Origin of the sequence: Pseudomonas sp. KBS0707, assembly GCF_005937945.2 — a bacterium.
Classification (GTDB): domain Bacteria; phylum Pseudomonadota; class Gammaproteobacteria; order Pseudomonadales; family Pseudomonadaceae; genus Aquipseudomonas; species Aquipseudomonas amygdali.
The window spans coordinates 3572337-3597038 of record NZ_CP041754.1; the positions used below are offsets into that span (position 1 = coordinate 3572337).

General features: G+C 59.3%; 19 protein-coding genes and 2 pseudogenes. 12 read left to right on the forward strand and 9 right to left on the reverse strand.

Features of this window, described 5'->3' with window-relative positions; translation table 11 throughout:
* Positions 1-60 precede the first annotated feature (60 nt).
* The 7 genes and pseudogenes from FFH21_RS16755 to ssuE all read left to right on the forward strand — a co-directional run bounded on the left by FFH21_RS16755 (position 61) and on the right by ssuE (position 8201).
* Positions 61-1062 carry a glycosyltransferase gene (locus FFH21_RS16755; protein ID WP_004665709.1) on the forward strand — a complete coding sequence of 334 codons (1002 nt, stop codon included), beginning with the start codon at positions 61-63 and terminating at the stop codon, positions 1060-1062.
* Positions 1059-2276, forward strand: coding sequence for a glycosyltransferase family 4 protein (locus FFH21_RS16760; RefSeq protein WP_011168981.1), 1218 nt, complete (start codon positions 1059-1061; stop codon positions 2274-2276). The genes FFH21_RS16755 and FFH21_RS16760 overlap by 4 nt, the downstream gene beginning before the upstream one ends.
* Before the next feature lie 83 nt (positions 2277-2359).
* Positions 2360-3475: a glycosyltransferase family 1 protein gene (locus FFH21_RS16765; protein ID WP_011168982.1), complete on the forward strand. Its 1116-nt coding sequence runs from the start codon at positions 2360-2362 to the stop codon at positions 3473-3475.
* A 73-nt stretch (positions 3476-3548) separates the two neighbouring features.
* Positions 3549-4778, forward strand: a complete 1230-nt coding sequence (locus tag FFH21_RS16770; RefSeq protein WP_002554042.1) for a glycosyltransferase family 4 protein — start codon at positions 3549-3551, stop codon at positions 4776-4778.
* Between the two features lie 13 nt (positions 4779-4791).
* Positions 4792-6201, forward strand: a complete 1410-nt coding sequence (locus FFH21_RS16775) for an undecaprenyl-phosphate glucose phosphotransferase (protein ID WP_004665712.1) — start codon at positions 4792-4794, stop codon at positions 6199-6201.
* Positions 6202-6282: 81 nt separating this feature from the next.
* Positions 6283-7371, forward strand: a complete 1089-nt coding sequence (locus FFH21_RS16780) for a polysaccharide biosynthesis/export family protein (protein ID WP_011168983.1) — start codon at positions 6283-6285, stop codon at positions 7369-7371.
* A gap of 249 nt (positions 7372-7620) precedes the next feature.
* Positions 7621-8201 (forward strand): annotated as a pseudogene (ssuE, locus tag FFH21_RS16785) (NADPH-dependent FMN reductase).
* A gap of 7 nt (positions 8202-8208) precedes the next feature.
* Here the strand turns inward: ssuE and FFH21_RS16790 are convergent.
* From FFH21_RS16790 to FFH21_RS16800, 3 genes are all read right to left on the reverse strand, one after another.
* Positions 8209-8817 carry a LysE family translocator gene (locus FFH21_RS16790; RefSeq protein ID WP_004661013.1) on the reverse strand — a complete coding sequence of 203 codons (609 nt, stop codon included), beginning with the start codon at positions 8815-8817 and terminating at the stop codon, positions 8209-8211.
* 124 nt (positions 8818-8941) lie between these two features.
* Positions 8942-9223 carry a hypothetical protein gene (locus FFH21_RS16795; RefSeq protein WP_002554048.1) on the reverse strand — a complete coding sequence of 94 codons (282 nt, stop codon included), beginning with the start codon at positions 9221-9223 and terminating at the stop codon, positions 8942-8944.
* An 88-nt stretch (positions 9224-9311) separates the two neighbouring features.
* Positions 9312-10202: a LysR family transcriptional regulator gene (locus tag FFH21_RS16800; protein ID WP_004661015.1), complete on the reverse strand. Its 891-nt coding sequence runs from the start codon at positions 10200-10202 to the stop codon at positions 9312-9314.
* Between the two features lie 129 nt (positions 10203-10331).
* Between FFH21_RS16800 and FFH21_RS16805 the strand changes: the two genes are divergently transcribed.
* The 3 genes from FFH21_RS16805 (at position 10332) to FFH21_RS16815 (ending at position 13438) form a co-directional block, all read left to right on the forward strand.
* Positions 10332-11033, forward strand: coding sequence for a CoA transferase subunit A (locus FFH21_RS16805; protein ID WP_011168985.1), 702 nt, complete (start codon positions 10332-10334; stop codon positions 11031-11033).
* Positions 11034-11074: 41 nt separating this feature from the next.
* Positions 11075-11731: a CoA transferase subunit B gene (locus FFH21_RS16810; RefSeq protein ID WP_004665716.1), complete on the forward strand. Its 657-nt coding sequence runs from the start codon at positions 11075-11077 to the stop codon at positions 11729-11731.
* Positions 11732-12013: 282 nt separating this feature from the next.
* Positions 12014-13438 (forward strand): short-chain fatty acid transporter, encoded by a 1425-nt coding sequence (locus tag FFH21_RS16815; protein WP_004667748.1) that lies wholly within the window; start codon positions 12014-12016, stop codon positions 13436-13438.
* A 3-nt stretch (positions 13439-13441) separates the two neighbouring features.
* Here FFH21_RS16815 and FFH21_RS16820 read toward each other — a convergent pair whose 3' ends face one another.
* The 3 genes from FFH21_RS16820 to FFH21_RS16830 form a co-directional block, all read right to left on the reverse strand.
* On the reverse strand, positions 13442-13768 hold the full coding sequence (locus FFH21_RS16820) for an antibiotic biosynthesis monooxygenase (RefSeq protein WP_004643066.1): 327 nt from the start codon (positions 13766-13768) through the stop codon (positions 13442-13444).
* Positions 13765-14499 carry a CTP synthase gene (locus FFH21_RS16825; RefSeq protein ID WP_011168986.1) on the reverse strand — a complete coding sequence of 245 codons (735 nt, stop codon included), beginning with the start codon at positions 14497-14499 and terminating at the stop codon, positions 13765-13767. The genes FFH21_RS16820 and FFH21_RS16825 overlap by 4 nt, the downstream gene beginning before the upstream one ends.
* Positions 14500-14609: 110 nt before the next feature.
* A complete protein-coding gene (locus FFH21_RS16830) occupies positions 14610-15542 on the reverse strand; it encodes a 2-hydroxyacid dehydrogenase (protein ID WP_004665719.1) in 933 nt (310 codons plus the stop codon).
* A gap of 269 nt (positions 15543-15811) precedes the next feature.
* Between FFH21_RS16830 and FFH21_RS16835 the strand changes: the two genes are divergently transcribed.
* Complete coding sequence (locus FFH21_RS16835) at positions 15812-16969, forward strand: glycerophosphodiester phosphodiesterase (protein WP_004656799.1); 1158 nt, start codon at positions 15812-15814, stop codon at positions 16967-16969.
* Positions 16970-17013: 44 nt separating this feature from the next.
* Here FFH21_RS16835 and FFH21_RS16840 read toward each other — a convergent pair whose 3' ends face one another.
* A complete protein-coding gene (locus tag FFH21_RS16840; RefSeq protein WP_011168987.1) occupies positions 17014-19200 on the reverse strand; it encodes a TonB-dependent siderophore receptor in 2187 nt (728 codons plus the stop codon).
* Between the two features lie 248 nt (positions 19201-19448).
* On the opposite strand from FFH21_RS16840, the pseudogene pssA reads away from it, so the two are divergent.
* Positions 19449-20792: pseudogene (gene pssA, locus FFH21_RS16845) on the forward strand (CDP-diacylglycerol--serine O-phosphatidyltransferase).
* A 62-nt stretch (positions 20793-20854) separates the two neighbouring features.
* On the opposite strand, the gene ligD reads toward pssA, so the two are convergent.
* Positions 20855-23455 carry a DNA ligase D gene (ligD, locus tag FFH21_RS16850; RefSeq protein WP_011168988.1) on the reverse strand — a complete coding sequence of 867 codons (2601 nt, stop codon included), beginning with the start codon at positions 23453-23455 and terminating at the stop codon, positions 20855-20857.
* A 20-nt stretch (positions 23456-23475) separates the two neighbouring features.
* The gene (locus FFH21_RS16855; protein WP_011168989.1) at positions 23476-24381 is read right to left on the reverse strand and encodes a Ku protein; all 906 of its coding nucleotides are present in this window, start codon (positions 24379-24381) and stop codon (positions 23476-23478) included.
* Between the last annotated feature and the right edge of the window lie 321 nt (positions 24382-24702).

The window sequence follows — 24702 nt, forward strand, 5'->3', positions numbered from 1 at the left end:
CCCAAGGCGTGTGCCTGAAACATGCGTCTCAGCCTGCTTAACCAGCCCCGGAACCACACCATGCCCCACCAGACCACCTTGGTGACGCTCACCTATGGTGACCGTTTCAGCTATCTGCACACATTGATAAGCCGCTCGCTGGAGAGCCCGCTGATCGGTCGTGTGATCATTGTCAGCAATGCTTCCGTTGCACCATTGCAGGCGCTGTGCGATGAGTGGCCCGACCGGGTTCAGGTGCTCTGGCTGCCTGACAACACCGGCTCGGCCAACGGCTATTCGACAGGCATCAAGGCCGCGCTGGAAACCGGCGACGATTACATCTGGTTGATGGACGACGATAACGCGCCGACCACCCATGCCATTGAGGTGTTACACCGGTCTCTTCATGAACGTGAAACGATCGACGGCAGGGACAATTGCGCAGTGCTCGGCTTTCGCCCCACGCATCAAGCGGACATCGCCGCGGGTGTACCGCTGCGTTACGCAATTCAGCGGCGCTCAAGCTTCTTCGGCTTTCACATCGCCCAGTTGCCATACAAGATCTGGCGACGCCTGCCCTTCGGAAAGCCCGGTGCCAGCGTGCCCATGCCGGAACGGGTGCAGCTCCCTTTCGCCACCTACGGGGGGTTACTGGCCCATCGCAGCCTGTACAAGAAGATCGGACTGCCACTGGACGCGCTCAAGCTGTACAGCGATGACACCGAATACACCTGGCGCATTACCGACGGTGGCGGGAAGATATTTCTGGTCCCCGAAGCGCTGCTGGAGGATCTCGAGGATTCATGGAACATCAAGGCGCGCACCCGCAACGTCTATGAAAGCTACTTGTCGGGCGGATCAGACCTGCGCGCTTATTACGCCGCGCGTAACCAGGCGTGGTTCGACAGGCATATCTGGGCGTCCTCCCCACTGCTCTATCAAGTCAATCGCCTGGTATTTCTCTGCCTGTTGAGCCTGTATGCCTGGCGCTATGACGCCGATGCGCGCCTGAACCTGCTCAACGACGCCATTCACGATGGGGAAGCCAGCGTGCTGGGCCTGAACAAGGCCTACCCGTTATGAAAATTCTGTTTATCAGCAGCCTTTATGCGCCCGATATCGGCGGCGGCGCAGAGATCATTCTGCAACGTACTGTCGAGGGCTTGCAGCAACGCGGGCACAGCGTCGCCGTGCTGGCCACCACCGACCGGCCCGGTTTGCAGTTGGCAGAGGTCAATCGGGTCAAGGTCTATCGCGCAGGCCTGCTTAACCGGTACTGGCACTTCATGGCCCAGCGTCCGGGCCGTCTGGCGCGGCTTGCCTGGCACTGGCGTGATCGCTACAACGCCGGCATGCGCGAATACGTAGGGCGGGTGATGGAACTGGAGCAACCGGAGCTGGTGGTGTGCCATAACCTGACTGGCTGGTCGGTGTCGGCGTGGGACGAAATAACCGGGGCCAATCGCCCGATCGTGCAGGTCCTGCATGACTTTTACTTGCTCTGCCCGGCCAGCACCATGTTCAAGAAGGGTCATAACTGCCAGCTCCAATGCACGATGTGCACGCAGTTGCGCAGCAATCATGCACAGCAGTCAGAACAGGTCGACACGGTCGTGGGTGTCAGCCGCTTCATGCTCGACACCTTGCAGGCGCAGGGCTATTTCAAAGGCGCGCGGGGTTACGTAGTGCATAACGCCAGCCCGTTCACTCCACCGATTTCGGGGCAGCCCAAGGCACCCGCCGATGATGCACCGTTGCGCTTCGGTTACCTGGGCACGCTGTCCACAAACAAGGGGCTGGGATGGTTGATTGATCAGTTTCAGCATCTGCCGTTCAAAGCCACCCTGCAGATTGCCGGGCGTGGGCAGGCATCTGATGAAAAGCACTTCAGGGCCATGGCCACATCACCGGACATCAGCTTTGTCGGCGTCCAGAAGCCCGAAGACTTCTACCGCCAGATCGACGTGGCAATCGTCCCCTCCCTGTGGAATGAGCCGTTCGGCATGGTGGCCGTCGAGGCCTGCGCACATGCTCTGCCAGTCATCGCCAGCCGCATGGGCGGGTTGACGGAAATCATTCAGGAACCGCTCAACGGCCTGCTGTGCAGCCCCGATGACCCGGACTCGTTGGGGATGGCAATGCTCAAACTGCACCAGCAAACCGAATTGCTTAAGCGCCTCGGCAGCCAGGCGCGCAACAGCGTCGCGTCGTTGATGAACCTGGACCTCATGCTGGACCAGTACGAAAGCATCTTTGCCCAGACCCTGCAGGACCGCCGCACGTACGTCACACAGTGAAGGGGCGCAATCTGCCCCATCAAGCCCGTTCAAGGACAGGATCTGGCACCAGCCAGATCACCCTCATCAGCAGGATGCTCGAGATGATTGTCATCAATTCACGGTTCCTCACCCAGGATGTCAGTGGTGTACAGCGTTACGCAGAGCAAATGTGCAGAGCCCTGAAGCGGCTGCGCGACGATCTGGTATTCGTCGCTCCGCGCACCATCAGGCTGCATGACTGTGCCAGCGCACTGGAGGCCCAGTGCATCGGTCATTCCACCGGGCATATGTGGGAGCAGATCGACCTGCCGCTTCACTTGAAACGTCAGGGCAGCCCGCTGCTGATTTCAGTCAGCAACACAGGGCCAATGTTCTATGGCAACCAGATAGCGACTCACCACGACATCACCTATGTGCGCTATCCGCAAAGCTACACCCGGCTATTCCGTCTGGCCTATCGGACCATCACCCCGATTCTGCTGTCACGCGCCAGAACGCTGATCACCGGCAGCAACTTCTCGCGAAGGGAAATAACCTCGTTCTATGGCTACGCCGAGGACAAGGTGCTGGTCGTGCCCGCTGCGGTCAGTGACGAATTCACGCCGAGGCCGACACCTGTCGATCAGCCGAAATACTTGCTTGCAGTTTCCTCACCCGCCGTACACAAGAATTTCAACCGGATGATTCAGGCATTTCTGAGTTTGCGTGGCCACACCGACCTGCAACTGCATATTGTCGGCGCAGCCAGCGCATTGTTCGCCGACCCTGATCTGCAACACCTCGCCTGCCGTGACCCGCGCATCCGTTTTCTGGGGCGACTCAGCGATGCCGAGCTGATCAGCCAATATCAGGGTGCCACAGCGTTCGTATTTCCCTCGCTTTACGAGGGGTTCGGCATTCCGCCGCTTGAAGCACAGGCCTGCGGTTGCCCGGTGCTGGCCGCCAATGCCGCTTCGATTCCCGAAGTCCTGCAAGGCAGCGCACTGTATTTCGACCCGCTGGACGTCAGCCACATGGCCGCAGCAATGCAGCGCGTGCTGGTGGATGCGCCGTTGCGCAATGCGCTGCGTGTTCAGGGATTGCATAACGTGCAGCGTTTTTCCTGGGACCTTTCCGCGCAGCGCCTTTCCCAGCGTATCGATGCGCTGCTGGAGTCTGCTCCTGCGTCGCCAAGCAAGCAGCACGTCGTACCCGAGTCGTCCGCCGGCAAACCCTGAACCCACAACAGTAACGCCAGGATGCGCCCTGTCGCATCCGCAGTAGCGCGGGCCATTACAGCAAGGAACGCCCATGAGAATTGCTATTGTCCACGACTGGCTGGTGAGTTACGCCGGTGCCGAGCGCGTGCTTGCTTCCCTGATAAACATCTGGCCCGATGCGGATCTGTTTGCAGTCATCGACTTTCTCAGCGATCAGGACCGCGCGCAGCTGCGCGGCAAGGTAGCCAGAACAACGTTCATCCAGAAGCTGCCCGGCGCGCGCAAACATTATTCACGCTACCTGCCGCTGATGCCGCTGGCCATAGAGCAACTGGACCTCTCCGGCTACGACCTGATCATCAGCAGCAGCCACGCAGTGGCCAAGGGCGTGCTTTGCGGCCCGGACCAACTGCACATCAGCTATGTGCATTCGCCAATTCGCTACGCCTGGGACTTGCAGCACCAGTACTTGCAGGAATCAGGGCTGGGCAAGGGAATCAAGGGCAGTCTGGCGCGCCTGGTCCTGCATTACATGCGCCTGTGGGACCAACGTACGTCGACCGGCGTGGACGCATTCATTGCCAATTCGGGCTTTATCGGCGCACGCATCTCCAAGGCGTATCGACGTGACTCCACCGTCATCTATCCGCCAGTGGACACGCTCGGTTTCACCCCCCAAGGCGCGCGTGGGGACTTCTACCTGTGTGCATCGCGGATGGTGCCCTACAAGCGCATGCCAATGATCGTCGAAGCCTTCGCCGCCATGCCGGACAAACGCCTGATCATGATCGGTGACGGACCGGACCTGGCCAAGGCGCAGGCCATTGCCAGGCAGGCGCCCAACGTAACGCTGCTGGGTTTCCAGCCTGGCGCGGTACTGCTGGAACATATGCGCAGCGCCAAGGCGTTCGTCTTCGCCGCCGAGGAGGATTTCGGCATCAGCCCGGTTGAAGCCCAAGCCTGCGGCACGCCGGTAATCGCGTTCGGCAAGGGCGGCATCATGGAGACCGTGCACGGCCTGGATCAACCGCAACCGACCGGCGTGCTCTACCGGCAGCAAACCGTGGCAGCGCTGAGCGCCGCCATCGGCGAGTTTGAAGCTGCGCAATCACGCATCTCGCCGCAGGCCTGCCGGGCCAACGCCGAACGGTTTTCGGTGGCGCGTTTCGAGCAGGAGATCAAAGCCTTCGTCGAGAACCGTCTGGCCACCTCGCATCTTGTGCATCTGGCTCGCCTGCCCCACCCGCACCGCGTCGCTCAACCAGCGCCGGTCCCGGGCAGCGAACTGCCAGGCCGTGTCGTCCCCATAAAAACCGTCTGAGCGAGCCCCTCCAATGCGCACTTCCGTCCGCGGCATTCTGCATGCCCATCAGTCAGCGCTGTCGCTCGCCCATCGTCTGCTGGACCTGATCATCATCGTGTTGATCGGTTACTGGCAAACCGGGCTGCAGGTCACCGACAGCACCGAGGCCTGGTCGCACATTATCCTCGCGGTACTGGTATTTCACTGGGTCAGCGAATATCACCAGCTATATGGTTCATGGCGTGGCGAGCGCATCCTGCGCGAACTGACCAAGGTCTTCAGTTACTGGGCGATAACCTTCATTACCCTGCTGTCACTGAACAGCCTGCTGCTCAACCAGACGCAATTGCCCGATAACGGCCAGATGAGCTGGTTCGCCCTGACGCTTGCGGTGCTGTGCGGCTATCGACTGCTGATCCGCCTGGCCCTGCACACTCTGCGTCGGCACGGCTTCAATACGCGCCGGGTGGCAATTGTCGGGACCGGTCAGGTCGGCGAGCGACTGGCCCGCTCCATCTCCCTCGCGCCGTGGATGGGACTGAACCTGCTGGGGTTTTACGACTCGCACCCGCAGCAGATGAATCTGCAGGCTGAAAAACGTCGTCTGCCAGTGCTGGGTGATCTGGACCAGTTGATAGAGGATGCCCGTGCAGGCCGTTTAGACAAGGTGTACATCACCCTCGCGTTCAGCGCCGAGCCGCAATTGCGCGAGCTGATTACCGGTTTGAGCGACACCACCGCCTCGGTGTACCTGATTCCCGACGTGTTCATGTTCGACCTGCTGCATGCCCGCAGTGAAAGCATCAATGGCCTGGCCAGTATCAGCATTTTTGATTCGCCCATGGACGGTGCCTGGAGCCTGGTAAAGCGCGCCGAAGACATCGTCCTGTCCAGTCTGATTCTGCTGCTGATCGCCCTGCCACTGCTGGCCATCGCGGCGGCCATCAAGCTCACCTCTGCGGGCCCGGTGCTGTTTCGCCAGCGCCGCTATGGGCTGGACGGCCGTTCCATCATGGTCTGGAAATTTCGCAGCATGAGCGTCCAGGAAAACGCCGATGTGGTGCTTCAGGCAACGCGCAATGACGCGCGGGTAACGCCGCTGGGGGCATTTTTGCGGCGCACTTCGCTGGATGAACTGCCGCAGTTTTTCAATGTGCTGCACGGCGATATGTCCATCGTCGGCCCGCGCCCTCACGCCATCGCCCATAACGAGCAGTACCGCAAGCAGGTCAGCGGCTACATGTTGCGCCACAAGGTCAAACCCGGCATCACCGGCTGGGCGCAGATCAATGGCTGGCGCGGTGAAACCGACACACTCGACAAGATGCGCATGCGCGTGGAATTCGACCTGGAATACATCGAGCACTGGTCGATCTGGCTCGACCTCAAAATCATTCTGCTGACGCTGTTCAAAGGCTTCGTCAACAAGAACGCCTTCTGACGCTTCCCCTGAGTGAACGAACGCGCCGAAATTCGTCGGTACGCCGAAAGAAAGGAGCAATGCCATGAAAGGAAAAACGCAATGAATCCAAGGTTAGTTGCTTTACTGCTCACCAGCCTGGCGCTGCATGGCTGCGCATTCGCCCCGGGGCAGCACATGACGCCGGACGACGTTACCACTGGCAAACCGGACGAGCCCTGGGCGCAACTGATCGAGGTCACACCGAAAAGTCTTCAGCAACAGCAACAACGCGCCACCGCAGATGCCAAGGCACTGCCGCAGGCGCTGCTTGACTACAAGACTCCCGAATACGTGATCGGCGCTGGCGATACCTTGCTGGTCACCGTGTTCGAACACCCGGAGCTGACCGCGCCGGGCTCGCAGGATCAGCTGGATGCCAACACCCGGGAGGTGCTGAACGATGGCACGCTCTACTTCCCCTACGTCGGACGCATCCGCGCGAGCGGCAGAACGGTGAGCGAGGTGCGCGAGCAATTGCGCATGGGGCTGGCGCCGCAATACACCGAGGTCAAGGTCGACGTCAAAGTGCTGCGCTACAACAGTCAGCGAATACTCCTGTCCGGCTCCTTCAAAGTGCCCGGCCCGCAACCTATTACCAATATTCCGTTGAGCCTGGTGCAGGCCGTAAGTGTCGCGGGCGTTAACCTGACCGATGCCAATCTGGCCGGTCTGACCCTGCGCCGCGATGGCCGCGATTACCTGATCGACATCGATTCGCTGAACCGCAGAGACTCGCAACTGAGCAGAATCTTCCTGAAGGATGGCGATTACCTGCACCTGAACAGCAATTCGCGAAACAAGATCTACGTGCTGGGCGAAGTACGTAACCCGCAAGTGATCTCCTTCGGCACCACGCGCCTGACGTTGCTGGAGGCACTGGGCAACTCCGGCGGCCTCAGCCCGGACAGCGCAGATGGCGATGCGGTGTATGTGATACGCGGCGCGGAAAACTTTGCCGAAGCGACGTCTACCGTTTACCACCTCAATGCCAAGAAGCCCGCCGCCTACCTGCTGGCGGGGCAGTTCGAGCTCAAGGCGCAGGACGTGGTATTTGTCGGCCCGGCCGATATCACCCGCTGGAGCCGATTCATCAGTCAGTTGCTCGGTTCGGCCAGTGTGGTGCAGACCGGCGCAGCGTTCCGCAACTGACTCTGACGAAGCTTTGAAAATCTTCCTGCAAGCAGTTTTGCGGGATTTTTTTTGGCCCGCCGAACAATGCAAAACTGTTGCCTGAGCAACAGTGGTTCAACAGTTGGCTGGCTTTTCGTCAGCATGGCAACGCCGCACCATCGGTATGAAAAGCGCGCAAACCCAATGTCTGCGAGCCATCGCCGGACCTTGCGAAGGCTGGCACACAAGCTGCTTTACAGACGCACGCTTATCGCAAGGAAATCCCATATGCTCGTTGTTTCACTTTCCGGCAGCCCTTCGCCCAAATCCCGTTCCGGCGTAGTGCTGGCTCATGCCAGCCGCTGGTTACAAGCCGCGGGGTTGAAGTCACCACGCTGCGCATACGCGACTTCAATGCCGAGGACCTGCTTTTTGCCCGCTTCGACAGCCCACAAGTGCTGGAATTTATTGAAGCGGTCAGGCACGCAGATGGCCTGCTGATTGGTACGCCGGTTTACAAGGCGTCATTTTCAGGCGCACTTAAAACCCTGCTCGACTTACTGCCCGAGCGTGCACTGCATGGCAAAGTGGTCTTGCCGCTGGCCACCGGCGGCAGTATCGCGCACATGTTGGCCGTGGATTACGCGCTCAAACCGGTACTGTCGGCGCTCAAATCGCAGGAAGTGCTACACGGCATCTTCGCCATCGATACCCAGATCAGCTACGACGACAACGAAGAAGGCGGCACCCTGGACGAAATCCTCACCGAGCGCCTGCATGAGGGGCTGGAGCACTTCCATCACGGCCTGCAACGTCGTTTGCAAGCACGTCACAAGCAGGCCGGCGGGCATTTGCAACTGGCTTTATAGCCCGGCATCAATGCTCGACAAACAGCGGATACAACGAGGCCACCAACAGCACGGCCATCACGCCGTTGAAGATGCGCAACCCCAGCGGGTCACGCAGAACATTGCGCAACAAACTGCCAAAGCCTGCCCAGATGCCGACACTGGGCAGGTTGATCAGCGCAAACACCGCCGAGATCACCACCACATTGTAGAAATAGCCCTGCATCGGCGTGTAGGTGCTAATGGCACCAATCGCCATGATCCAGGCCTTGGGGTTGACCCATTGAAACAGCGCTGCACTCATGAAACTCAGCGGCTTGCCCTGACTGTCGACGTTATCGGAGGCAGGACCTGACGTGGCGATTTTCCACGCCAGGTACAACAGATAAGCGGCGCCGACATAGCGCAGGATGGTGTAGAGAAGCGGCCATGCCTTGAACACACTACCCAGCCCGAAACCGACGGCCAGCACCAGGACAAAAAAACCGATGCTGATACCCAGCATGTGCGGCAACGTACGGCTGAAACCGAAATTGACGCCCGAGGCCAGCAGCATCATGTTGTTCGGGCCGGGGGTAATAGAGGTGACGAACGCGAAGAGTGTGAAGGCAAGAAGCAAATCGAAAGAGAGCACCATACAGCCTGTCCAGATCAGTGAGTCAGGCACTTACCCTATAGAAGGCGCTGCAAGAAACACACGGACAGTTGACCGGTAATTATTACCGTACAGTTTGATAAAAAACTCTTTTAAAAGCGGACTGTTAGCCTTGTGGCTGCTGGCCAGTCACATTCAGGTCAACGCTTGCTTCGCCTTTATCATCGAATTCGCGCGCCTGCTGTGCCTGCGGATCAGCCATCAATTGCGCCTTGCGTGCCTGGTATTCATCAAACGACAGGCCGCGCCGGTTAAGGTCTTCAAGCGCCAGTTGATGGCTTTCTTCGGCGCTGAAGGGACGCTGCTCGACAGCATGGTGGGTGGAGCAGCCGGAGAGCAGTGCAACGGTGAATGTGAGGACAAGCGCAAGGGCAAGTATACGGTTCATCTGGGGCCTCCGGGGCAGGCTTCATTCAGTAATGACGCAAGGTTACGCCCGCCCCCGACGCAGCAAAAATCATCCGCCGTGATAGTCGCTATCGACTATTGCGAGCATCCTCGATCAATACCTCGCGCAACGCCTGAGCCGCAGCGGAAAGCTTGTGATCGGCCAGCATCATCAGGCCGATACGGCGCTCGATACGCGGTTCTACCAGCGCGATGCAGCAAGCACCCAGTTCCTGCATCTGCCCGATGCACAGCGACGGCACCGCGCTGACACCCAAGCCATTGGCAACCATGCGCCCGATGGTGGACAGCTGATGGCTTTCAAACGCCACCGCCAGTTTGCCGTGCATCGGCTCGATGGCCTGCTCCAGTAGCAAACGCACAGCCGAAGGCCTTTGCAGGGCAATGAAGTCTTCGCCCAACAGCTCGGCCCAGGACACTTCGCCAAGCCCGGCCAGCGGCGAATCCTTCGAGACCACAGCCACGAAGCGATCCATATAAAACGGAGTGAACGACAACGCGTTGTTCGACTCGGGCTCAAAGCCGATGCCCAGCTCGACACGGCGGTGACGCACCATCTCCAGCACCTGTTCATTGATCACGTCATGCACCGCGACATTGACCCGTGGGTAGCGCCCGCGAAACACCTTCAGCGCTGCCGGTAATCGATTGCCGGCAAACGACGGCATGGCGGCGACCGAAACCCGGCCCGTTTGCAAGGTAAACCGCTGTCGCAACAGCTCTTCGGTGTTGTCCCAGTCAGCCAGCAACTGGCGCGCCAGCGGCAACAGGGTTTCGCCCTCGGGTGTCAGGCCGACGTTGCGAGTGGTGCGTGTCAGCAATTGCCCGCCAAGGTCCTCCTCCAGGCTTTTGATGGTCAGGCTCAACGCCGGTTGCGAGATGTTCAGTCGTTCCCCGGCCTGGGCGAAGCTCAGGTACTGCGCCACTGCCAGAAAAGCCCGAAGCTGCTTGACGTTCATATATTTGTTTTTCTTATCAATTGATCAGAAAAACAAAATTAACAAATCAGTCGCTGCGAGAGAAGATGCAAGTCACCCGATCCTCCGACAGTGCGACTGTCGGTCAACAACTATAAAAGGCGGATCATCATGGCTGGACTCGATAAACGAGTAATGACCTACGAAGAAGCCCTTGCCGGGCTGACCGACGACATGACGGTACTCTGCGGCGGCTTCGGTCTGTGCGGCATTCCGGAAAACCTCATCGCGCAGATCAAGCGTATGGGCATCAAGGGCCTTACCGTCGTTTCCAACAACTGTGGCGTTGACGGCTTCGGCCTGGGCATCCTGCTTGAGGACCGGCAGATCCGGAAAATGATTTCGTCCTACGTGGGCGAAAACGCCTTGTTCGAAAAGCAGTTGCTCAGCGGCGAGCTGGAAGTTGAACTCACCCCGCAAGGCACCCTGGCAGAAAAACTGCGCGCAGGCGGCGCGGGCATCCCTGCGTTCTACACCGCGACCGGCTATGGCACGCCAGTGGCTGAAGGCAAGGAAACCCGGCAGTTCAATGGCCGCAATGTGATCCTGGAAGAGGCCATCACCGGCGACTTCGCCTTGGTCAAGGGCTGGAAAGCCGACCACTTCGGCAACGTGATCTATCGTCACACCGCGCAGAACTTCAACCCGGTAGTAGCCACTGCTGGACGAATCACGGTGGTTGAGGTCGAGGAAATCGTCGAGCCAGGTGTGCTTTTGCCGACGCAGATCCACACGCCTGGCATTTACGTCGACCGGGTGATTCAGGGCACCTTCGAAAAGCGCATTGAACAGCGCACCGTCAGAAAATCCTGACAGAGCAGCTCGGCCATACAACAACAAAGAGATTTCAGACCATGGCACTTTCTCGCGAACAAATGGCTCAACGCGTCGCCCGTGAACTCAAGGACGGTTATTACGTGAACCTGGGCATTGGCATTCCGACCCTGGTGGCCAACTATGTACCGGACGACATCGACGTCATGTTGCAGTCGGAAAACGGTCTGCTGGGCATGGGCGCATTTCCGACCGAAGACACCATAGACGCTGACATGATCAATGCTGGCAAACAGACGGTTACGGCGCGTATCGGCGCGTCGATTTTCTCGTCGGCCGAATCCTTCGCCATGATCCGCGGCGGTCATGTAGACCTGACAGTGCTCGGCGCTTTCGAGGTGGATGTCGAGGGCAATATCGCGTCGTGGATGATCCCCGGCAAGCTGGTCAAAGGCATGGGCGGCGCGATGGACCTGGTGGCAGGTGCCGACAACATCATCGTGACCATGACCCATGCCTCGAAGGATGGCGAATCCAAACTGCTGCCCCGCTGCAGCCTGCCACTGACCGGCGCGGCCTGCATCCGCAAGGTTCTGACTGACCTGGCGTATCTGGAAATCGACAACGGTGCCTTCATCCTCCGCGAACGTGCGCCGGGGGTCAGCGTAGAAGAAATCGTGGCAAAAACCGCGGGCAGGCTGATTGTGCCGAATGATGTGATCGAGATGAGTTTCTGAACGCGGGCATCTTCGAGCAGGATGGATACATCTCTGTGGGAGATTCTATGATTTCGTTTTGCTGCCGGTTCCCGGCAGTTCGCGGACAAATCCGCTCCCACAGATTCCGGACAGTTGTGGGAGTGAGCTTGCTCACGAAGACGTTGGTTCAAACACTCGATATCCAGGGACTGTACTGGCCTCTGCGCTCTCACAGGATTTGTCGTTCTGGACGCTCTGCGTCCGCAATAGTCGGCTGTTCAAGTAACTCCCCGATAATAATTACAAAAAGAGGTGCCCCCAATGGCCGCCAACGCCAACATAGAAGAAAGCCGCTCTGCCCGATTCGCCTTGCGCTGCGCCGCATGGGCTGAACGCTGGTTTCCCGATTCATGGGTATTTGCCGCGCTGGCGGTGGTCATCGTCACACTGGCAACACTGGCCATTGGCGCACGTCCGGCCGAGGCTGCCAAAGCGTTCGGTGACGGGTTTTGGAGCCTGATTCCGTTCACCATGCAAATGGCCTTCGTGGTCATCGGCGGTTACGTCGTGGCCAGTTCGCCGCCCGCGGTGCGCCTGATCGACCGCTTGGCCCTTGTGCCGCGTAACGGTCGTTCGGCAGTGGCATGGGTGGCGCTGATTTCCATGCTGGCTTCGCTGCTCAACTGGGGGCTGTCACTGGTGTTCGGCGGCCTGCTGGTGCGCGCCCTCGCCCGCCGTACCGACCTGCGCATGGATTATCGTGCAGCCGGTGCTGCCGCGTATCTGGGGCTGGGCGCAGTCTGGGCGTTGGGGCTGTCGTCTTCGGCGGCACAGTTGCAGGCCAACCCGGCCAGTCTGCCGCCTTCGATCCTGGCGATAACCGGCGTGATCCCTTTCACTGAAACCATCTTTCTCTGGCAATCCGGGGTCATGCTCGCCGCGCTGGTAGTCATATCGCTGATCGTGGCCTATGCCACCGCCCCTGGCCCGAACAGCGCCCGGGACGCCAAAGCCTGCGGTGTCGACCCGGCATTCAGCCTGCCGCCACTGGCACCTCGCACACGGCCCGGCGAATGGCTGGAATACAGCCCGCTGTTGATCATCCTGATGGTGCTGCTGGGGGTCGGCTGGCTGTTCAGCGAGTTTTCGAGCAAACCGGCGATCACCGCAATCTCCGGGCTCAACACCTACAATTTTCTGTTCATCATGCTCGGAGCGTTGCTGCACTGGCGACCACGCAGCTTTCTCGATGCCGTAGCGCGGGCCGTGCCCACCACCACCGGCGTGTTGATTCAATTCCCGCTTTACGGCTCGATCGCTGCGTTACTGACCACAGTCAAAGGCGCTGATGCGCAGACCCTGGCGCACTACATCTCGACATTCTTTACCAGCATTGCCTCCCACGACACCTACGCGATTCTGATGGGCGTCTATTCGGCCATTCTGGGCTTCTTCATTCCGTCGGGCGGCGGCAAGTGGATCATTGAAGCGCCTTACGTGATGCAAGTCGCCAACGACCTGCAGTATCACCTCGGTTGGGCGGTGCAGATCTACAATGCAGCCGAAGCGCTGCCCAACCTGATCAATCCGTTCTACATGCTGCCGCTGCTGGGCGTGCTGGGCCTCAAGGCACGTGACCTGATCGGTTTCTCGTTCGTGCAGTTGCTGGTCCACACGCCGCTGGTGCTGTTTCTGCTCTGGGCATTGGGCACTACGCTGGTCTATACGCCACCGGTAATGCCCTGATCGTCAGCCGTTGAACGAGTAATCACGCTCGACCTTGCAGATTCGCGTGGTGAACGCCTGATACCAGCGCGCGCGTCCCTGCTCACGGACCTGGGCGTGATCGGCCTGCTGTTTCCAGGCCAGAATCGCGGTTTCGTCGCTCCAGTAGGACACGGTGATGCCCAGTCCGTGTTCGTCGCGAGCCGATTCCACGCCCAGAAAGCCGGGCTGCTGCCTGGCCAGTTCTACCATCCGCTGCGCCGCGTCTGCGTACGTTTGACCCTCTTCAGACGTACGCAGTGAGGTGAACACCACCGCAAAGTAGGGTGTGGGAAAGCGCGCTGCCATCATGATCGATTCCTCTGCGCGGCCTGGCTGCACGCGCGGACGAACGCAGCAACCACAGGAGATACCTTGCCCTGCAACGCAGCCCGCTCCGGCTGGAACAGCGTGGCGACGAAGAACGGGTGGCCCTGCAATTCGATACTGCGCACTTCGCCTTCAGGGCCGCGGCCGCTGACTTTCAATGCATCGCCGAACAGCGCTGGCTCAAGCTCACGACGCAGACCGTAGCGGCAGTGATAACGCTCCTCGATATTCAGCGTGCCGTAGGCTTGGGCAATCAAAGTGTCGGGTTGCAGGTGAATCGCCGCCACGGATTCAACCAGCGAGCAGCTCAATGGTTCGATGATGACGTTTGCCGCCTGCGGCGCAGTTTCGCCGTGCTCGGCGTCTGCCCAGCCCAGTTGATTGCGGGCGTACTCCACCAGTGCGTGCTGAAAGCCGCCGCACGTCCCCAGAAACGGTACGAGACGCTCGCGTGCGAAACGGATGGCCGTCAACGCGCCCTGCATGTCCAGGTACGGGCTGGCCGGTACACACCACAGCCCATCAAATTCGCCAAGCCGTGCACCGCTGCCGATCCGTGGCGTCGGTAGCCATTCGAAGCTGACCGGCACGTGAACGGTCTCAGCCGCCATCGCCAACGCCAGCGGAATGGCCTGATGGGCTGGCACATCGGCGTTGAAATCGCCCACCAGCCCGATCTGCAAAGTGTTGCGTACGTTATTGATTGTGCCCATGCCCTGCCCCCTGTTCGATTTTCGTATAACCCGGGCGGACTATAAACAGGCAGCAAAACCAGCAGAATGGGCATTGCAGCAATGCCTGGCGTGCAGCGCTGCACGTTTCTTCAGCCAGTTACCGGCGTCAGCACCGGCTGCCCGGAAAAGAACGCCAGCAGGTTATCGTTGACCATTTGCACACTGTCTCTGGAAGCCTCGGGCGACAGGCCTGCAACATGGGGCGTAAGCACAACATTGCCCAGCGTTTTGAGTACGTCCGGCACAGCGGGCTCATCGTCGAACACATCCAGCGCAGCCCCGGCAATCTGCTCGTTCTGAAGTGCACTGACCAGCGCATGGGTATCCACCACACTGGCACGCGCAATGTTGACCAGAAAGCCGTCAGGGCCCAGCGCTTCAAGCACACCGGCATCGATCAGGTGCTGCGTGCCACTGCCACCGGGTGTGGCAATGATCAGGAAATCCGACGCCGCAGCCAGTGCCTGTGCGGTGGCGTGCCAGGTGTAATCGCAGTCGGTGCGCGGTTTGCGATTGTGATAGCCGATGGCGATGTCGAACGCGGCTGCACGCCTGGCAATCGCCAGCCCAACCGCCCCCAGTCCGACGATTCCCAGGCGCTTGCCTGCCAGCGACGGTCGAACCACCTTGCGCCATTCGCTACGGCGTACCGACGCATCGGCCTGCGGGATGTCGCGTACCAGCGACAGCAACAGCGCCAGCGTATGGTCAGCCACTGTGGCGGCGTTGACGCCTGCACCATTGGTCACGGTGATGCCGCGTGCCTGCGCGGCGGGCAAATCAACCTTCTCGTAGCCGGCACCGCTCACGCAAATGATGCGCAGGTTCGGCAGTGCATCCATTTCCTCGGCGAAAAAACCCAGTGGCCCACGCGTCATCACGGCGCTGATGCTCTTCCCGTGTGCAGCAATTGCCTGGGCGCGCAGTTCGGCCGTCGGCGCACGAATCAACTGATAACCGCTGCTTTCCAGAATCGGCAAATACATGTCCAGATTTTCCACCAGCACCAATACCGTTGTCATGCGCACTCCCGTTCGGTCAGCAAAACGCTGACAGTAACGCGACTTCGTGCGCTTGTGCAGAGCCAATTGCACAGACAATGGCGCTCGTTGGAAAAAACCTTTCGCGATAACACCAGGTGTTCATGAAGTGGACGCATTTGCCGGACAGACTGCGTTACAAGCAACCTCGCCAACGCGATAGTGCGCTATCGTTGCGTGCAACGCTGTGACCAGTAACGGTATTGGCTGGTGCAGTCGAACACCTTCCAACCATAAGGAACCAACCGCCCATGCAAGGATTTTCCGCCACTCTGTCGACCACAACCCTGTTGAAAAAGACCTTCCTGGCCGCAGCGGTCATGTCGGGCCTGATGCTGTCATCCGGTATGGCAGCGGCGGCGGATGCACCGGGCAAGGTGCTGAGCGAAAAATACGGTCTGCCCTGGCCAGCCGTGATCGCCCATCGCGGAGCTTCGTTCGACGCTCCGGAGGAGACCATTCCGGCGTATACCCTGGCACGCGACCTGGGCGCGGACTATCTGGAGATGGACATCCAGCGCACTAAAGATGGCGTGCTGATAGCGCTGCACGATGACGTACTGGAACGCACGACCAATATTGCCGAAGTGTTCCCGACACGGGTCAAGGACCCGGTCAGCACCTTCACCCTGGCGGAGCTCAAGCAACTGGACGCCGGCTCATGGTTCAACAAGGCTTACCCCGACCGGGCGCGCGCAAGCTACAGCGGGTTGCAGATCCTGACGCTGGATGAGGTCATCGACATCGCCGAAGGCGGCGCGAACAAGCCTGGGCTGTATATCGAGACCAAGGTGCCGAACAAGTTTCCCGGTGTCGAAGCCGATCTTAAAAAGGTGCTGACCAAACGTGGCTGGCTGGCTCAGCGACCTGCTGCTGCGGCCGGTCATGTGAACGTCGCGCACATGCCGGGGCGTGTGGTATTGCAGACGTTCGAGAAGCAGAGCCTGGAACTCCTGCAAAAAGAAATGCCGAAAGTGCCCAAGGTCATGCTGCTGTGGATTGGCGAAGGCTCGATAGAGCCTAAATCCAGCGTCGCGTTCAAAGACTCGGGGGCCAAGGACAAGGCCAGCTACTACGCAGCGCAGGAAGTCAAATCGCCGGAGGAATTCCAGAAGTGGATTGACTGGGCCAAGGCTCATGGTGCGATCGGCACCGGCCCTTCTTCGCAACTGGCCAAGGGTGGCGATCAGAGCTACATGGACCTGGTCAAACCCTGGATGAACAACCTGACCCACGAGAAAGGCATGGTGATCCACCCTTACACGGTGGACGACGCAGAGGACTTCAAGCGGATCAGCAATGATGGAGTTGACGGTTTCTTCACCAACCGCACTGCCGAACTGTTGAAGTTCTACGGGCGGCCAGCGAAAGAGAGCATCGAGACGATTCTGAAGCGTAACGGCTACTGATCGACTGGCTGGCCGCATCCTGCGATGCGGCCAGCGCCGATTGATCAGAAATCGATGGTGCCGGACAGCTTCAAGGTGCGTGGCTCGCCTTGAGTCAGATAGCCACCATTGGCCGATGCCCAATAATCTTTGTTCATCAGGTTTTCGACGTTGGCACGCAGCGTGACGTCCTTTTGCGCTACGTTGAAGGTATAGCGCGCGCCCAGATCGAAACGGTTCCAGGTCGGAATGCTCAGATTGTTGGCAGCGTCGACATATTGCCCGCCGGTGCGCAGCATGCGCGCGTTGATGGCTGCGCCTGCGATGCCTGGCACATCCCAGTCGGCACCCGCGTTGAACTGGAAGGTCGGCACACCAATGGCCCTGTTGCCATCGTTGCTGCCACCCGACGTGCCGCTCACCTCGGTGTCCATCAGAGTAAGACCGGCCAGCAGACGCAGGCCGCTGACAGGCTCGCCGAACACGTTCATTTCCACGCCACGGTTGCGCTGCTCGCCATCACGGACGTAGCGCGTTCCGCTGCCATCCTGAATCTGGTAGCCATCAGTCGGTTGTTCGATACGGTATACACCCAGGCTTGCACCGAAGGTGCCCATGTCCAGCTTCACGCCCGCTTCAATCTGTTTTGAACGCGCCGGCGCGAACACCTCGCCAGGGTTGATCGTCACGGTGCTCGGCGCCGTCGGCCCCTGCGCAAGGCCTTCAATGCGGTTTGCATAGAAAGACACATAGCGCCAAGGCTTGAACACCAGCCCGTAGACCGGCGTGGTGATTGCCTCGTCATACAGTGCGTTGCGCGGGCCGCTGCCATAGTCGTAGCCCTGGACGCGCAGTTGCTGGCGACGCAGGCCTGCGGTCAGCAGCAGGCGATCATCGAAAAAGCCCAGCGTGTCGGAGAACGCTACGCTGCGCATACGACTCTTGCCGATGATACCGGGGTCACTGAGATCGCCACCCGAGAAGCTGTCCAGCGCAGGACGTGTTGTTTCCACTGGGTTGTACAGGTTGCTGCCAGCCGGACTGCCGAACAGGTAGGCACTGCGCTGCTCGGTCCAGATGCCGGACAGACCGAAGTTGACCTTGTGACTGACCGCGCCGGCCTGCAGCTTGCCGTTGATGCCGGCCATGGCTGTCTTGTTGTCTTCGTCATGCGGAATGGAAGACGGTGACGCCGTGATGTTGCCTGCGGCGTCATTGATAGTCGGCGAGCCATAGATACCGTTTTCACGGGTGTGCTTGGCACCGGCTGCAGCGTACAGCGTCCAGTCATCGTTGAGGTCGTATTCGGCCCGGCTCATGCCGAAGGTGTCTTCGGTTTCGGTCCAGGTCCAGTTCGGCGCGTAATTGGTGTCGGCATCCGGTGCATGCGGCACACGGGTCAGGCCACTGCCAACGAACACCATGTTGCGATTCTGATTGATGCGCTGCTTCTGGTAGGCAAAATCGCCGGAAAGACGGAAGTTGTTACCCTGATAATCAAGCCCCAGCGCGAACAGCTTGCTGCGATGCTCTTCGTCTTCAACGCCGGTCTCGCCTTCGCGCTGAGACAGGTTGAGGCGTGCGCCGAATCGATTGCCTTCGCCAAAGCGCTGGCCGAGGTCCAGGTGCTCGCCGACCCGACCGTCGCTGCTGATGTCGGTGGTAAAACGCCGTGTCGGCGTGTCCTGAGCGCGCTTGGGTTGCAGGTTTACGCCGCCGCCAATACCGGAGCCGGTCGGTGTTACGCCGTTTATGAAGGCATTGGGGCCTTTGAAAACCTCAACCCGTTCCAGCGCATCGGTGGAGATGATCTGGCGTGGCAGCACGCCGTAAAGGCCGTTGTAGGAAATATCATCGGTGGTCAGTTTGAGGCCACGAATGACGAAGATCTTCGAGGCGTTGGCATAGCCGCTTGACTGGCGAACCGATGCATCATTGAGCAGCACATCGCCGATGTCTTCAGCCTGCTGGTCCTCGATCAATTGTTCGGTGTAGCTGGTCATGGTGAACGGCACGTCCATGACGTCGGCATTGCCCAGAACACCCAACTGCCCGCCGCGAGCCACTTGCCCTCCTGCGTACACGGGCGGTAGCGCGTGCGGGTCGGCCTTGTCGGCACTGATATCGGTCTCTCCGAGAACCATCGGGCCTTCCTGCTGACTGGCGGCAGCAGTAGCGGTCCAGGCCGGAGAACCAATGGAACAGCAAAATGCGAGCAACGTGAGGCGCATCGGGATCGATGGGGTGTGCATGAAAAGGTCCTGCTGACGAGATGAGCGAGATCGGAAGAAACCTTCCTGGAGATGACCGACTCAGTGGATGCGAAATGCTACCATATGTTACTGGGAATGCTTATCATTAATTTATGTGCAGAGCGTCACATAACCAACGCTCATTGCTACGTCTCACACAGCAATGCTTTGAAACAGCTAGGGGACAGCCACCTGAGTGCGACTCTCGTGTAAGCTCGTACGCTATTGGTTTTCCCATCGAGAGGCCTATGCAATCCACTTTCCGACGCTCGACACTGGCAGCACTTCGTGGTTTTGCCTTGCCAAGCGGTGCAATCTCCATTGTTCCTTCTGCCGCCGACTATCGGCGCTGTCTGCTGGAAAGGATCGCTTCGGCCACCCGGCGCATCTATATCATCGCGTTGTATCTGCAACAGGATGAAGCTGGTCAGGAGATCCTCGACGCACTATACGCGGCCAAGGCTGCACGGCCTGAGCTGGATGTCGTGGTGCTGGTTGACTGGTTCCGCGCGCAGCGGGGCCTGATCGGTGCCGGGCGGCAACCGGGCAACTCGACCTAGTATCAGGCGCAGAACCTTGAATACGATGAAGAAGTGCCGATCTACGGCGTGCCGGTGCAAACCCGTGAGCTATTTGGCGTGCTGCACCTCAAGGGCAGCGTGATCGACGATTGTGTGATCTACAGTGGCGCAAGCATCAATAACGTCTACCTGCACAAGCTCGACAAATACCGTCTGGACCGTTACCACCTGATCGAAAGTGCGCCACTGGCCGACGCTTTCCAGAACCTGGTGCAGCGCGAAATACTCCCTTCACCGGCGGTGCACCGCCTCGACCTGCAATCGCCACCTGGCTCGCGCAGCATTCGCAGCGAGATTCGCGCTTTTCGTGCGGATCTGAAACGCGCTGCGTACGACACTTCAGCAGGCGAAAAGGAAAACGGCGAGCTGCGGGTGATTCCGCTGCTGGGCGTCGGGCCGCGTAACAATCTGAATCGTGCCATCTGCGACCTGATCGCCTCGAGCAAGATCCAGCTGACCATCTGCACGCCGTATTTCAACCTGCCGGTGGCGGTCACCCGCGAAATCAATCGGGCGCTCAAGCGCGGTGTGCAGGTGGATATCATCATTGGTGACAAAACCGCCAACGACTTCTTCATCGACCCGGACGAGCCGTTCAAGGTGATCTCGGCCCTGCCCTATCTGTATGAAATCAGCCTGCGACGCTTTGCCCACAAGCATCAGAAGGCAATCGCGCAGAACCGCCTCAACGTGCACCTGTGGAAACACGGCGATAATACGTTCCACCTCAAAGGCATCTGGGTCGATCAGCGCTATACACTGCTGACAGGCAACAACCTGAACCCTCGCGCCTTCAATCTTGATTTGGAAAACGCCTTGCTGATCGATGATCCGCAGGGCCAGTGGAGCGAAACGCGCGAGGCGGAAATCGCCCATTTGATGCGCAACACCCAACGCGTCAACCAGTACGACGAACTCGACACACTGGCCAATTATCCCGAAGGGGTACGCAAATTCCTCAAGCGCGTCAGCCGTGTGCGGGTCGAGCGATTGCTGTACCGGATACTCTGACCCTCAAGCCTGAGGCCGACACGCCTGGCATGTCGGCCATACAACCAAAGAAACAGGGTGTATCAGGGCCGTTTCGCCCCCAACTGCTTCCACATCTTTTGCGTGATTTTGCGGCGGTTGCTGTAGCCTGCCCACGGGTCGGCCTTGAGTTTCTTTAAACGCTGCTCAAGGTTGGTGATGTCCCACTGCGCCGAGGATTTCAGGCCTGCCAGTTCATCCAGAGCAATCGGCACCGAGACCGGCAAACCTGGCCGGGCGCGCACCGAATACGCAGTCACGGTGCTGCCGCCACGGCTGTTGCGCAGGTAATCAATGAAAATTTTCCCTACCCGGTTTTTCGGCCCCATGGTCGCGGTGAAGCGTTCGGGCAACTGACGGCTGACGAATTCGGCGATAGCCTTGGCGAAGGCTTTAACCGTGTCCCAGTCAGCCTGCCGCGCCAATGGCACGATGATGTGCATGCCCTTGCCGCCGCTGGTCTTGAGAAAAGCTTCCAGCCCAAGTTCCTCCAGCACGGCGAGCACCATTTGCGTGGCTTCGATCATGCTGCGCCAGGGCAGCGCCGGGTCGGGATCAAGGTCCAGTACAAAATGATCCGGCGTTTCGATCCTGTCACGCGTAGCGCCCCAGGTGTGCAACTCGATGGCCCCCATTTGCGCGGCACCGACCAGCGCCTGCAATGAATCGATCTCCATCAGCGCGGCATGCCCGGGGTCCAGAGCACGATCCAGCTGTTTGATGTGTGGAATCGCAAGATGCTCGGCGTGCTTTTGGAAGAACTGCTCGCCGTCGATGCCTTCCGGGCAACGCAACAATGCCACAGGACGCTTGTTCAGATACGGCAGAATCCATTCGGCAATAGACGCGTAGAACTGCGCAAGTTCGACCTTGCTGGTGCCGGTCTTGCTGTCGATCACCCGATCCGGATGGCTGATGCCCGTGCCCGCCACGTCCACTTTGCCTTTGCCGGCAGCGGTTTTCTTGCCTGAACGCGGCGCTGCCGATGTCGATTGCGTCCGGGTCTGGCTGGCAACCCTGGCGGGGTGAGCGTCTTCGCGCACCACCTCACTGGCAGGCTTGTCACTGCGCAACCCAACAAATGCGGCTTGTCGCACAATGCCTTCGCGGGTCCACTGGGCGAATTCCGCCTCACAGACCAGCTGCGGCTCTACCCACTGCACGCCGCGGGCCTGAGCCGAGGTCAGTTTTTTCGCCAGGGGCGAATCCTTGCGCTGCAGCGGTTTGAGTTGTTGATAAAGCTGTTCAAGCGTCACCTCACTGAAGCCGGTACCCACCCGCCCGGCATAGACCAGCCCTTCATCGCCTTCATTGACCGCCAGCAACAAGGCCCCGAATGCGGAGCGGCTGCCTTGTGGGGCGGTGTAGCCGACGATCACCAGTTCCTGACGCAACCGGCATTTGAGTTTGATCCAGTCGGCATTGCGCTTGCCGATATAAACACTGCCGGCCCGCTTGCCGATGACCCCTTCCAGGCCCATTGCCGCAGCGCTTTTCACGATATCCTGATGCCCGGCCTGAAACGCATCCGAATAACGCAGCAGGCGACTGCGCTGGGCGTCGAGCACTTGTTTCAAGGCGTCGCGGCGCTGTTCAAGGGGTACTTCACGCAGATCCTCCGCACTCAGGAACGGCATATCGAACAGGTAATACAGGATGTTTTTGCTGTTCCCTGCGTCAAAGGCAATCTGCAACCCCTGAAAGTCGGGCAACCCTTGCTCGTCGAGAACCACTACTTCGCCGTCGAACCAACTGTTTTGCAATTTCAGGCCCTTGAGCGCCTTGACCAGCTCGGGCAGCCGTTCGGTCCAGTCGTGGCCGTTACGGGTGAACAGGCTCACTTCGTCGCCCTGAATGCGGGTCAGAATGCGATAGCCATCGAACTTGATCTCATACAGCCAGTCACCCGCTGGCGGTGCATCTACCAACGTGGCCAGTTGCGGCGAAAGGGTTTCCGGGAAAACCGTTTTCGACTTCTTTTGCGCGGGCTTGCGCGCAGGCTTCGCTGCACCGGCTTTGGCTTTTTCGTTTGCGGCGCTGGCTTTTGGCTTCGCTGGCGCTGCACGCCCTGCCCCTACGTGCGCGCCGCTGATCACGCTCTGCGGCTGCTCCAGAGTGATGTCATATTCGGCGGCAGGTCGCGCAATGGCGTCCTTTTCTTTGATCAGCAGCCACTGCTCCTTGCTGCCGCTGCCCGTGAGCCGCGTGCGCACCAGCGCCCAGTCGCCGCTGAGCTTCTCGCCGACCAGGGTAAATTTGAGTTTGCCTTCCTCATAGGTTTTTTGCGGATCACCGTGCGGCTGCCAGACGCCACGGTCCCAGACAATCACATCACCGCCGCCATACTGCCCTTTCGGGATGCTGCCCTCAAAATCGGCATAGTCCAGCGGATGGTCTTCAACATGCACTGCCAGACGTTTTTGCTTCGGGTCCAGACTCGGTCCTTTGGGTACCGCCCAGCTCTTGAGCGTTCCATCCAGCTCCAGTCGAAAGTCGTAGTGCAGGTTGCGTGCGTCATGCTTCTGAATCACGAAACCCAGCGCCTTGGCCTTGGACGAAGACTTGCCTTTGCGCGTGCTTTCGGCAGGCTCGGAGGTGATGGCAAAATTGCGCTTGCGCGTGTATTCACTGGCGGGCTTGGCCATGTCCGGTGTCTCCGTCTGGCTCAAGAGGCTTTGCTGGTTTTCTTGGGGGCTGCAGGCCGCTTGGGCTTGGCCGCGGCCTTGTCAGCAGGTTTTTCTTTTGCTGCGGGCTTGCTCGCTTTGCCTTTACTGGCGCCCCCCTTGCCCGCCAGGCTGCGTCGCAGCAAGTCGGTGAGGTCAATGACATCGGCACTTTTGCGCTCTTCCTCAGCCGGATCCGTCTCGACATCCTCGATCTCGCCTTCGTCTGCCTTGGTTTTGACCAGGTGCATGATCTTTTCCTGAAAAGTGTCGCGGTACTGCTCAGGCTGCCAGTCGGCGCTCATGTCCTTGACCAGACGCTTGGCCATGTCGCGTTCACTTTTGTTCAACTGCACGTCCGTCACTGCGTCGCTCAGTTCCAGTTTGTCCAGCTCACGCACGTCGGCAGGCCAGCGCAGGATCACCATGACCAGTGCCGACTCCAGCGGCATGACCGCCGCCAGGTGTTCGCGGGTATGCAGCACGACATTGGCCAGCGCCACCTTTTTGGTGTCGACAAGGGTTTCGCGCAGCAGCGCGTAGACTTTTTCGCCGCGTTTATCCGGGGTCAGAAAATAAGGCGTGTCGATGTTTTGCAAAGGAATCTGCTGGCTGTCGACAAAGGCGAATATGTCGATGGTCTGCGTCGATTTGGGGTGCGCGGAGCGAATTTCCTCTTCGCTGAGTACGACATAACGATCCTTTTCGTACTCCACGCCCTTGACGATATTTTCGCTGGTGACCTCCTTGCCGGTGACCTTGTTGATTCGCTTGTAGCCAACCGGGTCCATGCTGCGCTTGTCGAGCCAGTCAAAGTCGACACTGGTCGACGTTGTCGCCGACACCAATGCGACCGGTATATGCACCAGCCCGAAGCTGATTGCGCCTTTCCAGATTGCCCTTGCCATGGTCTGACTCCTGTTGGTCCTGAAAAAGTGACTGGACCGGTCGAAGAAAAGTTTCGACAGCCTGACGAGTGCCGGAAAATCCGCGCAGGCGCAGCCCGTTTTTCATCTTGGCAATCTGACTGTCAACGTTTTGGCTTTTGGTACGAACTGTATTAACGGGATGCTTACAGACGTCAAAGCCTTGTAGTAGAGGGGTTCGCGCAAAGAGAAGCAGGATTTTTCAAGTCACATATGCGTTTAAGATCTAAAAATATGGTTTAACGTTCTTTTGCGGAATAAATCAGACGTTCTATAAATGGCCCCACCCCGAACGCTGTTGGC

Excerpts from the sequence above, each read along its gene's own strand:
- FFH21_RS16755 (WP_004665709.1), top strand. The coding sequence starts at position 61 with ATGCCCCACCAGACCACCTTGGTGACGCTCACCTATGGTGACCGTTTC.
- FFH21_RS16760 (WP_011168981.1), top strand. The coding sequence starts at position 1,059 with ATGAAAATTCTGTTTATCAGCAGCCTTTATGCGCCCGATATCGGCGGC.
- FFH21_RS16765 (WP_011168982.1), top strand. The coding sequence starts at position 2,360 with ATGATTGTCATCAATTCACGGTTCCTCACCCAGGATGTCAGTGGTGTA.
- FFH21_RS16770 (WP_002554042.1), top strand. The coding sequence starts at position 3,549 with ATGAGAATTGCTATTGTCCACGACTGGCTGGTGAGTTACGCCGGTGCC.
- FFH21_RS16775 (WP_004665712.1), top strand. The coding sequence starts at position 4,792 with ATGCGCACTTCCGTCCGCGGCATTCTGCATGCCCATCAGTCAGCGCTG.
- FFH21_RS16780 (WP_011168983.1), top strand. The coding sequence starts at position 6,283 with ATGAATCCAAGGTTAGTTGCTTTACTGCTCACCAGCCTGGCGCTGCAT.
- FFH21_RS16790 (WP_004661013.1), bottom strand. The coding sequence starts at position 8,817 with ATGGTGCTCTCTTTCGATTTGCTTCTTGCCTTCACACTCTTCGCGTTC.
- FFH21_RS16795 (WP_002554048.1), bottom strand. The coding sequence starts at position 9,223 with ATGAACCGTATACTTGCCCTTGCGCTTGTCCTCACATTCACCGTTGCA.
- FFH21_RS16800 (WP_004661015.1), bottom strand. The coding sequence starts at position 10,202 with ATGAACGTCAAGCAGCTTCGGGCTTTTCTGGCAGTGGCGCAGTACCTG.
- FFH21_RS16805 (WP_011168985.1), top strand. The coding sequence starts at position 10,332 with ATGGCTGGACTCGATAAACGAGTAATGACCTACGAAGAAGCCCTTGCC.
- FFH21_RS16810 (WP_004665716.1), top strand. The coding sequence starts at position 11,075 with ATGGCACTTTCTCGCGAACAAATGGCTCAACGCGTCGCCCGTGAACTC.
- FFH21_RS16815 (WP_004667748.1), top strand. The coding sequence starts at position 12,014 with ATGGCCGCCAACGCCAACATAGAAGAAAGCCGCTCTGCCCGATTCGCC.
- FFH21_RS16820 (WP_004643066.1), bottom strand. The coding sequence starts at position 13,768 with ATGATGGCAGCGCGCTTTCCCACACCCTACTTTGCGGTGGTGTTCACC.
- FFH21_RS16825 (WP_011168986.1), bottom strand. The coding sequence starts at position 14,499 with ATGGGCACAATCAATAACGTACGCAACACTTTGCAGATCGGGCTGGTG.
- FFH21_RS16830 (WP_004665719.1), bottom strand. The coding sequence starts at position 15,542 with ATGACAACGGTATTGGTGCTGGTGGAAAATCTGGACATGTATTTGCCG.
- FFH21_RS16835 (WP_004656799.1), top strand. The coding sequence starts at position 15,812 with ATGCAAGGATTTTCCGCCACTCTGTCGACCACAACCCTGTTGAAAAAG.
- FFH21_RS16840 (WP_011168987.1), bottom strand. The coding sequence starts at position 19,200 with ATGCACACCCCATCGATCCCGATGCGCCTCACGTTGCTCGCATTTTGC.
- ligD (WP_011168988.1), bottom strand. The coding sequence starts at position 23,455 with ATGGCCAAGCCCGCCAGTGAATACACGCGCAAGCGCAATTTTGCCATC.
- FFH21_RS16855 (WP_011168989.1), bottom strand. The coding sequence starts at position 24,381 with ATGGCAAGGGCAATCTGGAAAGGCGCAATCAGCTTCGGGCTGGTGCAT.